Source organism: Actinomycetota bacterium, assembly GCA_016700055.1.
Lineage (GTDB): Bacteria > Actinomycetota > Acidimicrobiia > Acidimicrobiales > Ilumatobacteraceae > Kalu-18.
This window is the reverse complement of record CP064997.1, coordinates 2,362,100-2,373,859: the sequence shown is the minus strand read 5'-3', so window position 1 is coordinate 2,373,859 and position 11,760 is coordinate 2,362,100. Positions and strand designations below refer to the sequence as shown.

The window sequence follows — 11,760 nt, the reverse complement described above, 5'->3', positions numbered from 1 at the left end:
CACGGTCACCTCAAGAGGTCGGCCCACCGCGATCGGTGCTTGTAACGCAGGCGCAATCCAGGTGCTTGTAACGCAGGCGTAATCCAAGGGTGCTAGTCAGCTTCGATGACGCGCACCCTGTTGCTCACTTTGCACATCTGCGGTGTCGCGGCGTGGCTCGGGGCGAACCTCGTGCAGCTCGTCGTGGCCCGGCTCTACGCGAAGGCCGATGCGGGCGCGGCCCGGACGTGGACCGAGGCCACCCAATGGCTCGGTCGGATCCATTACCCCCTGGCCGGCGCGGTCATCTCGGTCAGCGGCGTACTGCTGGTGCTCGACGGCGACTGGTCGTGGGGTGCCGGCTTCGTGTTGCTCGGGATCGTCACCGTCGTCGTCGGTGCGGCGCTCGGCGTGGCGCTGTTCAACCCGCTCGCCGAGCGCCGGGCGCGCGCCCTCGCCGCCGGCGACCTCGACGCCGCGAGCGTCCCGATGCGCACGATCCTGCCTGCGGCCTGGTTCGACACGACCCTCGTCGTCGTGACCGTGCTCGCGATGGTCGACAGGTGGCTGCCCTAAGAGCAGCGCGCCTTCCCCGGACCCGGCCGGATGCGGCTCGGGGTCACGATGCTGAGACGAGGGCGCCGCGGCCGTCTACGGTCACCAGCTCACCGACGACGTCGCGCTCGCTCCAGACGGCGATCGTGGCCCCGTCCTCGGTGACGGCCGCGCACCGCTCCCCCGCGGGGTTCTCGACGACGGCCAGCCCGCGAACCGGGCCTTCCCGATCGTGCACGACGGTCGCGGCCACCACTCGCGCCTCGCCTTGCAGGTCCGGGCGTTCGCGCCGGGCGGGTGACAGCGCCGCTGCCCGGGCGCTGACGTCGAAGTCGACCAGCTCCGCCTGCGGCCCCCCGCCGCGCCACACGGCCGCCGCCACCTTCGACAACATGCCGCTGACGCTCGTCACGAGACCCGTCTCACCGGGACGCGAACGCAGCACACGCGCCATCGCCGCCGTCGACTGCAACACGTAGTTGTTGAACGGGCCACCGCCGAACGTCATCCCCCCGGTCACGGTCCACGGCCGCCCGGCGAGGTCGTCGATGTCGAGCAGCTCGGCCGCGGCCACCTGCACGGCCGACGGGAAGCAGCTGTAGAGATCGAGGTGGTCGACGTCGCCCACCGCGACGCCGCACGCCGCCGCCAATTCGTGCCCGATCAACCGCCACGCCGGGCAGCCCCCGAGGTCGGGGCGCGCGGAGAGAGCCACGATGTGGTTCGTCTCCCCCAGCGCGACCGGTGACACCCAGCGGCCGGGGTCGACGCCGAGCTCACGGGCGGTATCGACGGAGGCGACGACGAGTGCGGCCGCCTGGTCCACCGTCCAATCACTGACGCACCGGCGGCGGTACGGCGAGGCGAGCAGCCGGTTGCCGCGCGCGGGCGACAACAGCTCGGCGGCGGTCCATCGCGTCGGGTCCCAGACATCTGAGTCGTCGGGCAGGTCGGCGGCCACCTCGGCACCCCTCGCCCACAGGCGCGCGACGTGGGTCTCCCGCTCGCGAGGGGTGTGGCCATCGCGGTGGGTGAGCACGCTCTCGATCAGCGCGTACTGGTGCACGGGCACGGCGAAGTGCCGTTCGATCTCCATCGCCGACACGATCTCGCCGCCCGGGGCGAGCACCTCGTCGGGGCCGGGCCACGGGCCGTCGGCGACGTCGGCCGACAGCTCGACCCCGGCCGCCGCAGCCACCCGCGCCCGATGCATCGCCTCGCCGCCGACGACAGCCACCGCCCGCGCCTCGCCGGTGGCCACCAGCCGGCAAGCGAGGGCGATGAGCGACTGCTGCAGCACGCCCACCTCGGACACGACGCTGCGCACCGCGTCGGCACCCACCGCGGCGGCTACCGCCCGCCCGGGGTCGGCGTGCTTCCAGGTGCCGCGCGGCACGAGCACGGCGTCGAGCCGGCCGGCGAGCCCGGCCACCTGGGCATCCGCGAGCGAGCGCCGGAGCGCCTCTTGCATCAGCTCGATCGGGCCCAGCCCGGGCAGCGAGGCAGCATCGAGGCGCTGCCGCACCGTGCCGACACCGAGCAGCACAGGCGCCCGTCCCCCCACCGTGTGGGGGAGCCCCGAGTGCTCCGACGCATCGTCCACGGACCCGATCGTGGCACGGCCGCCCGCTGCCCGAGGATTCTGACGCTCCGTCAGATCTGGGTACGATCGGCGGTTCGGAGAGGGGGCAGAGGGATGGACCTTCGCTACACCGAGGACGAGGAGGCGTTCCGCGCTGAGCTGCGAACGTGGCTGGACGGCGCCCTCCCGCAGGTGGGCCCCGAACCGGCGCGCGGTGACTGGAACGCGAGACGCGCTTACGACACCGCTTGGCAGCGGATGCTGTTCGACGCCGGCTACGCGGGCATCAACTGGCCGAAGGAGTTCGGCGGACGCGGGGCCACGCCGACCGAGCACCTGATCTTCCTCGAAGAGACCGAGCGTGCGAGGGCGCCGTACGTCGGCATGAACTTCGTCGGCCTGCTGCATGCCGGGCCGACGCTCGTCGTCGAGGCCTCCGACGCGCAGAAGGCCCACCACCTGCCGGGGATCCTGAAGGGCGAGCACGTGTGGTGCCAGGGGTTCAGCGAACCCGGCGCGGGTAGCGACCTCGCTGCGCTGAGCTGCCGGGCGATCCGCGACGGCGACCACTACGTGATCAGCGGCCAGAAGATCTGGACCAGCTTCGCCCACGTCGCCGACTACTGCGAGATGCTGGTGCGCACCGACCCCGAGGTACCCAAGCACCGCGGCATCACCTGGCTGATCATGCCGATGGACGCGCCCGGCATCGACATCAGGCCGCTGCGCACGATGGAGGGCTCGACCGAGTTCTGCGAGATGTTCCTCGACGAGGTGCGCGTGCCCGTCGCCAACCGCGTCGGCGCCGAGAACGACGGCTGGCGGGTGGCGATGGTGACGCTCAGCTTCGAGCGGGGCACGGCGTTCGTGTCCGAGATGCTCCAGACGATGGAGCTCTGCCGTGACCTCGCCGCGCTGGCGAAGAAGATCACCCGGCAGTCGGCGACGGCGTGGGAAGACCAGGGTTTCCAGCGCGACCTCGGCCGGCTGGCCGCCGAGCTCGACGCGCTGTGGGCGCAGACCAAGCGCAACATCTCCGAGGCGACGCGCAAGGGCCTCGTCGGCGTCGGTGGCAACGTGTTCAAGCTCGCGTATACCGACCTGCGCCACCGCCTCGGCGAGCTCGCGCTGCACCTGCTCGAACGCGCGTCGCTGTCGCTCGACGACGTCGGTGAGCTGCCCACCGGCGAGCACGTCCACGGCCGCATCCACGGCCTGTCGATGACCATCGCCGCCGGCACGTCGCAGGTGCAGAAGAACATCGTCGCCGAGCGGGTGCTCGGCCTGCCGAAGGACCCCTGAGGAGCACCGCGATGGACTTCTGGCTGACCGACGACCACGAGGCGCTGCGCGACGGAATGCGCGCGTTCGTGCAGGGCCGCTTCCCGCTCGACTCGCTGCACGCGGTCGAAGAGACGCCCGCGGTGCTCGACCGCGACCGCTGGCGAGAGCTCGGCGACATGGGCGTGTTCTCGATGCGCGCCGACGGCATGGGCATGCGTGACGCGGTGCTCGCCTTCGAAGAGCTCGGCCGCGGGCTCGTGCCCGGGCCGCTCGTGGCCACCCACCTCGCCGCGGGGCTCGTCGACGGGGCCGCCGAAGGCACGTCCGTCGTCGGTCTCTTCGAACCGCAGGCCGCGGGCACCCTCGTCGAGCACGCCACCCAGACCGACCGGCTGCTGTGGTTCGACGCCGGCACAGTCCGCCTCGTCGACCCGTCGACGCTCACGCTCGACCCCGTCGAACGACCCCTCGACCCACTGTCACCCGTGTGGCTGTGCACCGACGACGCCGCCGCGCTCGACGCGCCGGTCGTCGCCGAGGGAGAGGCGGCCGCGGCGCTGTGCCGTGACGGGCTGGTGCTGACCGCCGCGCTGGCGCTCGGCCTCGCCCTCGCCGCCGTCGACCTCGGCACCGCCTACGCAAAGCAGCGTGAGCAGTTCGGGCGCCCGATCGGCAGCTTCCAGGCCGTCAAGCACATGCTGGCCGAGATGCTCGTGAAGGCCGAGGTGGCACGTTCCGCCGTGTACGCGGCCGCGTGCGCGCTCGACGACGCGAGCGACGCCGACCCGCAGCGGTCCGCCGCGGTCGCGAAGGTGATGGCCGGCGACGCCGCGCTGTTCAACGGCAAGACCGGCATCCAGGTGCACGGCGGGATGGGCTTCACGTGGGAGGTCGACGCGCAGCGCTACTGGAAGCGCGCGGTCGTGCTCGACGCCACCTTCGGCACGTCCGACCACCACGCGACGGCGATAGCCGCCACCCTCTGACCGACGAGAGCCCGTAGAGACCAGGAGACGAACGAGATGGCGATGACCCCAGGTGGCATCTGCGCAGGGCGAGTCGTGATCGTCACGGGGGCAGGCCGCGGACTCGGCCGCGCCCATGCGCTCGCGTTCGCCGCGGAGGGTGCGAAGGTGCTCGTCAACGACCTCGGGGCGTCGTTGGCCGGCGTCGGCCAGGACCCTGGCCCGGCCGAGGAGGTGGTGCGCGAGATCGAGGCGATGGGCGCCGAGGCGGCCGTCAACGGCGACGACGTGAGCGACTGGGACGCGGCGGGGGCCATGGTGCGTCAGGCCATCGACACGTGGGGCAGGCTCGACACCGTCGTCTGCAACGCCGGCATCGTGCGCGACCGGATGATCGTGAACATGGGCGTCGACGAGTGGGACGCGGTGATGCGCGTGCACCTGCGCGGCATGTTCTGTCCCGTACGCCACGCCGTCGACCACTGGCGTGGGTTGAGCAAGGCCGGTACCCCGTGCGACGCCCGCGTGGTGACCACGTCGTCGGGCGCCGGGTTGTTCGGCAGCGTCTCGCAGGCGAACTACTCCGCGGCGAAGGCCGGCATCGCCGCGTTCACGATCGTCGCTGCCGCCGAGCTCGCGCGCTACGGGGTGAAGATCAACGGCATCGCCCCCTCGGCGCGCAGCCGGATGACCGAAGAGGCGTTCGCCGAGATGATGGCCAAGCCCGAGTCCGGCTTCGACCAGATGGACCCGGCGAACGTCAGCCCGCTCGTGGTCTGGCTCGGGTCCGCGCGGTGCGACGTGAGCGGGCGGATGTTCGAGAGCGCCGGCGGCGAGCTGTCCGTCGCGGACGGCTGGCAGCACGGCAACGTGTTCGACAAGCACGCCCGCTTCGAGCCCGCCGAGATCGGCGCGATCGTCGCCGACCTGGTGCGTGAGGCCCCGTCCCCTGCCCCGGTGTACGGCGCCTGACGCCTCCCGGCGATCTGACGCATCGTCAGATCACAGTCACGCAGGCAGCTAGCGTGTCGCTCCATGACCGACGACGTCTTGGCGGCAGACGGACGTGTGATCGGCGCCCGCGCGCAGGCGACTCGGCGGCGGCTGCTCGACGCGACTGCCAAGCTGCTCGATGAGCACGGGGTGCTCGACCTGAAGGTGATCGACGTCACCCGTGAGGTGGGCACCTCGCCGGCCACCTTCTACCAGTACTTCGCCGACGTCGACGCGGCGATCCTCGCGCTCTCGATCGAGGCCGGCGACGACGAGGCACCGCTGCAGCGCCACTTCGCCACGAGCTGGACCGGCGAAGACGGCCTCGACCGCGCCCGCGCCTTCGTCGACGACTTCATCGCGCACTGGCGCGAGCACCAGGCGGTGCTGCGGGTGCGCAACCTGAAGGCCGAGGAGAACGACCCGCCGTTTCGCACCGCGCGCCGGCAGGCGAACCTGGCGATCATCGAGAAGATGATGACGATGGTCGTGGAGGGCCAGCGCGCCGGACGGATCGCCGAGGTGGTCGACCCCTTCGCCGCCGCGGCCGGCATGCTGGCCATGGCCGAACGCCTGCTCACCTACGAACGCGAGATCGTCCAGCGCGGCACCACCCCGCACGCGCTGCGCGAGACGATGGCGACGCTCATCTACGAGACGCTCACCGGGCGCAGTGCCTGACGAGTCGCGCCCGGTGCAGCCACCGCGGTTGGCAGTGGTCACCGGTGGGGCACGCGGGATCGGTGCCGCGTGCGTCGAGCGGCTGCGGTCGGAGGGGTTCGAGACCATCGTCGCCGACGTGCTCGCCGACCCGCCTGTCGACGTCACCGACGAGCAGTCGTGCGCCGCGCTCGCCGGGTCGGTGAAGGCGGCGGGAGGTCGAGTCGGTGCGCTCGTGCTCTCGGCCGGCATCGTGCTCGACCACCCCGCGCCGCTGCTCGACACCCCGATCGAGGAATGGCACGAGGTGCTCGACGTCAACCTCACCGGGGTGCTGCTGCCGATCCGCGCCCTGTCGCCGTTCATCGCCGACGGCGCCTCGATCGTCGTCGTCACCTCGGGCGAGTTCCAGCACGCCACCGTCGACAACGGCGCCTACTGCGTGGCGAAGGCCGGGGCGTGGATGCTGACGAAGATGCTCGCTCTCGAGCTCGCCCCGCGGGGCATCCGCGTGAACGCCGTGGCCCCGGGGTTCGTCGACACGCCGATGACCGCGCCGTACCTCGCCGTGCCCGGACGTCGCGAGAAGCTCGCCGAGCGGACCCCGCTCGGCCGGGTCGGCACCGTCGAGGACGTCGCCGGCGCGGTGGCCTACCTGTGCGGGCCGGCGGGCGGCTTCGTCACCGGGACCACGCTGTGGGTCGACGGCGGGCTCGCCACCAACGAACGCTGACGCACGCTTGGAGGACCTCACTCGATGACCGGCATCTCCTTGCGCTACGACCTGCGCCGCGCACCTGCCGGAGCGCCCTATCCAGCGTTGTACGGCGCCTGCTTGGAGCAGGCGCGCTGGGCCGACCGTCTGGGTCTCGACGCCGTCGTGCTCGCCGAGCACCACGTCTCCGAGGACGGCTACATGCCCTCCCCGCTCGTGGTCGCTGGTGCCGTCGCCGCAGCCACCGAACGCATCCTGATCAGCATCTCCGCGATCGTCGCCCCGCTCTGGGACCCGATCCGTCTTGCCGAGGACCTCGCCTCGTTGGACCTGCTCGCGCGTGGCCGGGCGAGTGCGGTGCTCGTCATCGGCTACCGCCCCGTCGAGTTCGACGTGCTCGGCTTCGACTACGGCACGCGCGCGGCACGGCTCGAGCACGTCGTCGGCGTGCTGCGCCGCGCGTGGAGCGGCGAGCCGTTCGAGTACGCCGGGCACGAGGTGCGCGTGCTCCCGACGCCGCACACGCCAGGGGGACCGCTGTTGCTGGCCGGCGGCTCGACCCCGGCCGCGGCACGTCGTGCCGCCCGGCTGGGGATGGGCCTGATCCCCTCGCACCACGACCCGGCGATCGTCGACGCCTACCACGCCGAGTGCGCGCGCTGCGGCGTTGCCCCGGTGTTCGTCGCCCATCCGGCGGGGCCGGGGTTCGTGCACGTCTCCAGCGACCCCGAGCGGGACTGGGCGCGCATCGGCCCGCTCGCGCTGCACGATGCCGGCGTGTTCCGTAGCTGGCAGCCGGGCACGTACCGCACGCTCACGGAGAGCCGTGCGCTCACCGTCGACGACCTGCGCGCCGAGGGCACCTACCAGGTGCTGACCCCGCAGGAGTGCGTGGCGATGGCGCGCTCGCTACCGCGCGGATCGTCGCTGGTGCTGCACCCCCTGATGGGCGGGATCCACCCCGACTGGGCGGCCGAGTCGTTGGAGCTGTTCGAGCACGAGGTGCTGCCCCACCTGTCGCGGTAGCACCCGGCGCGGGCTCACATCGGCGGGCCACCCCACGCAGGCACGTCGGACGACGCCTCGCCGAACAGCGCGGCCTTGTTCTCTCCGATGCCGGCGACGGTCCACCTCTGACCGCCGGCGGTGATCGAGGACGCGATCTCGGCCGGGCGCATGCGGTGGATCTGGTCGCCGAGCACGATGAACGTCTGCCCGCTGACCCCGGCCGAGTCGTCGCTCGCCAGCCACGCGACCATCGGCGAGATGTTCGCCGGGTCGTACTTGTCGAACCCGCTCTCGGGCGCGGCGAACCTCGGGTTCACCTCGGTCATCGGTGTACGTGCGCGGGGAGCGATGCAGTTCACGGTGACCCCGTAGCGGCCGAGCTCACGGGCGAGGATCAACGTCATGGTGACGATCCCCCCCTTCGCGGTGCCGTAGTTGCTCTGGCCCGGGCCGCCGAACAGCCCGCTCTCGCTCGTCGTCGTGATGATCCGCCGCGGCACCGGGGCCTCGCCCTCGGCGAGCGACTTCGCCTGCTCCCGCCAGTACTGCGCCGCGAAGCGGCTCGGCGCGAAGTGACCCTTCAGATGCACCTCGACGACGTCGTCGAAGGGCGCCTCGTCCATCGAGAACGACATCGCGTCGCGGATGAACCCGGCGTTGTTGACCAGCACGTGCAGATCGCCGAACTCGTCCACCGCCCGCTGCACGAGCGCGCGGGCGCCCGCCCAGTCGGTGACGCTCGTGCGATGGGCCACAGCCCGGCCCCCGCTCGCCGTGATCGCGCCGACCACGTCGTCGGCGTTCTCGGTGAGGTCGTTCACGACCACTGCGGCACCCTCGGCGGCGAGCAGCTCGGCGTGGCAGCGGCCGACGCCCTGCCCGGCACCGGTGACGATCGCAACCTTGCCCTCGAGCGCTCCCACAACGACCTCCCGTTCATCTGATGGACCGTCAGATCCTACGCTGTGGAGGTGCTCGTGAGCCTCGGCCTGCCCGTCGACCGCGCCGGCGCCGACGCGGAGCTGGCCACCGCCGCGGGCATCGCCGCGTGCTCCCGGGCGGCGGAGGCGGCGGGAATCGATTCGGTGTTCGTCACCGACCACCCCGCTCCCGACGAGCGCTGGCTGCGTCGCGGCGGGCATCCGACGCTCGACCCGTTCGTCGCGCTCGCGTTCGCCGCGGCGGCCACGAGCACGCTGCGCCTGCACACCAACTTGCTCGTCGTTCCCTACCGCAACCCCTTCCTCGCCGCGAAGGCGGTGGCCAGCCTCGACGTGCTCTCCGGCGGGCGGGTGACGCTCGGCATCGGCGTCGGTTACCTCGAGGCCGAGTTCGATGCGCTCGGCGCCTCCTACACGCACCGCGCGGCCGTCGTCGACGACGCCCTCGTGGCGATGAAGGCGGCGTGGACCGGCGCGCCGGTGGACCGTCACGGGCCGGGGTACGCGGCGCGCGGCACCGTGGTGCTGCCCACGCCGCTCCAGCGTCCGCATCCGCCGATCTGGGTCGGCGGCAACTCGCTCGCCGCGCTGCGCCGCGCCGTGGAGCACGGCAGCGGGTGGTCGCCGATGCCCAGTCCGCCGGCGACGGCGACGATGCTCGGCACGCCGGCACTCGATTCGGTGGCCGCGCTCGCCACGCGGGTGGAGCGGCTGCAGGCGATGACCGCCGCTGCCGGGCGCACCGACGCGCTCGACGTCGCGGCCATCCCGCTGTCGGTGTCCGGGTTCGCCTCCGGTAAGTGGGAAGCGGCGGCGGTCGTCGACGAGGCCCTCGCGCTGGCCGGTGCCGGAGCCACCGTGCTCGTCGTCAACCTCGCCGGCAAGACGATCGCCGCGTTCCGCGCCGAGCTCGACCGGTTCGCCGAGCACGTCCTGCCCCACCTGCCGCGAGGCGTGGCAGGCTCTCCGGCATGAGCAGCGTCCGGGCTCGGCGAGATCCGCTGCGCGCGATCGCGTTCGGGATCGCCGTCGCCGCACTCGTCGCCACCGTCGCCGGCCTCGTGCTGGTGCAGCGCCTCGGCAACAACACCCGGGAAGCGCTCGACGTCACCGTCGAGACCGCCGACCTGATCGCCGACGTCGCCGGGCAGTCGGCGAGCCTGCCCGACGCGATGGCCGAGCTGACCCGCGCGGTGAACACCACCCTGCGCCAGGTGCGCAGCCTGACCAGCACCGCCGCGACGACGGGCTACGAGCTGAGCGACGCGCTCGGCACGAACGTCGCCCAGTCGATCGAGGGCACGGCCCGCACGGCCGACCGCCTGGCGGGGTGGATCGAGCTGGTCGAGCGGTTCATCCCCGGCAACTCGAACTCCCTCGCCGAGGACCTGCGCGAGATCTCCGACGGGCTCGAACCCGTTCCGGGCCAGCTCCGCGCGCTGGGTGAGCGCCTGAGCGAGGGATCCGACGGCCTGACCGACACGATCGGCACCCTCGAACAGCTGGAGACGCGCCTCACCCGCCTGGCGGTCGACATCACCAACGCGTCGGTGACGGTCGCCGACGCCCCCCGCATCGCCGCCCAGATCCAGGCCAGCGCGAGGGCGGCGAGAGATGGCATCGACCGCGACCTGTGGCTGCTGCGGCTGCTCGTCGTCGCCGGCGGAGCAGCGGTCGGGCTCGTCGCGCTCGGCTTCGCCAACGTGGCGCGCCGCCTCGCCCTCTACGCCCCCGGTGGCGATCAGTCGGCGCCGGGAGCAGCGGCCGAGAAATCTGATACTGTGTCAGAAACTAATGAGCGCAAGGCTTCGGCCGTGGAAGAAGAGGGTGTGTGATGACCGGCGAACGCGAGATTCCCAAGCTCGTCTCGGTCGACGACCATGTCGTCGAGCCCCCGCACCTGTTCGAGCGGTGGCTACCGCAGAAGTGGAAGAGCCACCCCGACGTGCCCCGCGTCGAGCGGCGCGGCCTGGCCGGGATGACCTATCTCGGCGGCACCAAGTACGACTTCCAGTGGGACGACGACGCCCCGAAGGCCGACTGCTGGATCTACGAAGACCTCATCGCGCCGCACAAGCGCCACGTCGCCGCCGTCGGCTTCGACCGCGACGAGATGACCGCATCGCCGATCACCTACGACGAGATGCGCCCCGGCTGCTACGACCCCATCGCGCGCCTCGCCGACATGGACGCCGACCACGTCGAGTCCTCGCTGTGCTTTCCGACCATGCCCCGCTTCTGCGGCCAGACGTTCTCCGAGGCCAACGACAAGGGTCTCGCCGCGGCATGCGTCACCGCGTACAACGACTGGATGGTCGAGGAGTGGTGCGGAGACGCCGGCGGGCGGATGATCCCGCTGCCGATCATCCCGCTCTGGGACGTCGAGCTCGCCGCCGCCGAGGTGCGCCGCAACGCCGCCCGCGGCGTGACCGCCGTCGCGTTCAGCGAGATCCCCGCGAAGCTCGGCCTGCCGACCCTGCACTCGGGCTACTGGGAGCCCTACTTCCAGGCGTGCGCCGAGACCGGCACGGTCGTCTGCATGCACATCGGCTCGTCCAGCCAGATGCCGGCCACCTCGCCCGATGCCCCGCCCGCGGTCGCGGCCACGCTCAGCTTCGGCAACGCGATGAGCTCGCTCAGCGACTTCTTGTTCTCCGGGGTGCTCGTACGTCACCCCGACCTGCGTCTCGCCTACAGCGAGGGCCAGATCGGCTGGATCCCGTACATCTTGGAGCGCGCCGACGACGTGTGGGTGGAGCACCGTGCGTGGGGCGGGGTGCGTGACATCGTGCCCGAGCCGCCTTCCACCTACTGGCACCGCCAGATCTTCGGCTGCTTCTACCGCGATCGCCACGGCCTGGAGAGCCTGCACCGCATCGGCGTCGACAACGTCACGTTCGAGACCGACTACCCGCACACCGACTCGACGTGGCCGTACACGAAGAAGATCTTCGCCGAGCAGGTCGCCGAGCTCGACGACGACACGGTGTTCAAGATCGCGCGGGGCAACGCCATCCGCATGCTGCGCCTCGACCCCGACACCGGCCGCTGGCGCCAAAGCTGAGGCCCTGAGAGGGC

Annotated in this window: 12 protein-coding genes; 10 read left to right on the top strand and 2 right to left on the bottom strand. The window is 71.9% G+C overall.

Translation table 11 applies throughout. From position 1 onward, the window contains the following. Positions 1 to 105 precede the first annotated feature (105 nt). Positions 106 to 555, top strand: a complete 450-nt coding sequence (locus IPM43_11505) for a hypothetical protein (protein QQS24042.1) — start codon at positions 106 to 108, stop codon at positions 553 to 555. Between the two features lie 43 nt (positions 556 to 598). On the opposite strand, the gene IPM43_11500 is transcribed toward IPM43_11505, so the two are convergent. Beyond that, the gene (locus tag IPM43_11500; GenBank protein ID QQS24041.1) at positions 599 to 2,137 is read right to left on the bottom strand and encodes an acetyl-CoA acetyltransferase; all 1,539 of its coding nucleotides are present in this window, start codon (positions 2,135 to 2,137) and stop codon (positions 599 to 601) included. A gap of 93 nt (positions 2,138 to 2,230) precedes the next feature. Here IPM43_11500 and IPM43_11495 point away from each other — a divergent pair, with 93 nt between their 5' ends. The 6 genes from IPM43_11495 to IPM43_11470 all read left to right on the top strand — a co-directional run bounded on the left by IPM43_11495 (position 2,231) and on the right by IPM43_11470 (position 7,759). Further along, positions 2,231 to 3,418, top strand: coding sequence for an acyl-CoA dehydrogenase family protein (locus tag IPM43_11495; GenBank protein ID QQS24040.1), 1,188 nt, complete (start codon positions 2,231 to 2,233; stop codon positions 3,416 to 3,418). 11 nt (positions 3,419 to 3,429) lie between these two features. After that, a complete protein-coding gene (locus IPM43_11490) occupies positions 3,430 to 4,386 on the top strand; it encodes an acyl-CoA dehydrogenase family protein (protein ID QQS24039.1) in 957 nt (318 codons plus the stop codon). Positions 4,387 to 4,428: 42 nt separating this feature from the next. Next, positions 4,429 to 5,337, top strand: coding sequence for an SDR family oxidoreductase (locus IPM43_11485; GenBank protein QQS24038.1), 909 nt, complete (start codon positions 4,429 to 4,431; stop codon positions 5,335 to 5,337). Between the two features lie 63 nt (positions 5,338 to 5,400). Then, positions 5,401 to 6,039: a TetR/AcrR family transcriptional regulator gene (locus tag IPM43_11480; GenBank protein ID QQS24037.1), complete on the top strand. Its 639-nt coding sequence runs from the start codon at positions 5,401 to 5,403 to the stop codon at positions 6,037 to 6,039. After that, the gene (locus IPM43_11475; protein QQS24036.1) at positions 6,032 to 6,751 is read left to right on the top strand and encodes an SDR family oxidoreductase; all 720 of its coding nucleotides are present in this window, start codon (positions 6,032 to 6,034) and stop codon (positions 6,749 to 6,751) included. The genes IPM43_11480 and IPM43_11475 overlap by 8 nt, the downstream gene beginning before the upstream one ends. Positions 6,752 to 6,775: 24 nt before the next feature. Beyond that, positions 6,776 to 7,759 carry an LLM class flavin-dependent oxidoreductase gene (locus IPM43_11470; GenBank protein ID QQS24035.1) on the top strand — a complete coding sequence of 328 codons (984 nt, stop codon included), beginning with the start codon at positions 6,776 to 6,778 and terminating at the stop codon, positions 7,757 to 7,759. Positions 7,760 to 7,773: 14 nt separating this feature from the next. Here the strand turns inward: IPM43_11470 and IPM43_11465 are convergent, their stop codons facing one another. After that, entirely contained in the window at positions 7,774 to 8,664 is an 891-nt protein-coding gene (locus IPM43_11465) for an SDR family oxidoreductase (GenBank protein QQS24034.1), read from the bottom strand. Between the two features lie 48 nt (positions 8,665 to 8,712). Here IPM43_11465 and IPM43_11460 point away from each other — a divergent pair, with 48 nt between their 5' ends. Genes IPM43_11460 through IPM43_11450 form a run of 3 tightly spaced genes read left to right on the top strand, consistent with a single transcriptional unit; the run spans position 8,713 to position 11,746 of the window. Next, positions 8,713 to 9,657: a TIGR03619 family F420-dependent LLM class oxidoreductase gene (locus IPM43_11460; protein ID QQS24033.1), complete on the top strand. Its 945-nt coding sequence runs from the start codon at positions 8,713 to 8,715 to the stop codon at positions 9,655 to 9,657. Continuing rightward, positions 9,654 to 10,517 (top strand): hypothetical protein, encoded by an 864-nt coding sequence (locus IPM43_11455; protein QQS24032.1) that lies wholly within the window; start codon positions 9,654 to 9,656, stop codon positions 10,515 to 10,517. The genes IPM43_11460 and IPM43_11455 overlap by 4 nt, the downstream gene beginning before the upstream one ends. Further along, positions 10,517 to 11,746, top strand: coding sequence for an amidohydrolase (locus tag IPM43_11450; protein ID QQS24031.1), 1,230 nt, complete (start codon positions 10,517 to 10,519; stop codon positions 11,744 to 11,746). The genes IPM43_11455 and IPM43_11450 overlap by 1 nt, the downstream gene beginning before the upstream one ends. The last annotated feature ends 14 nt before the right edge of the window (positions 11,747 to 11,760 follow it).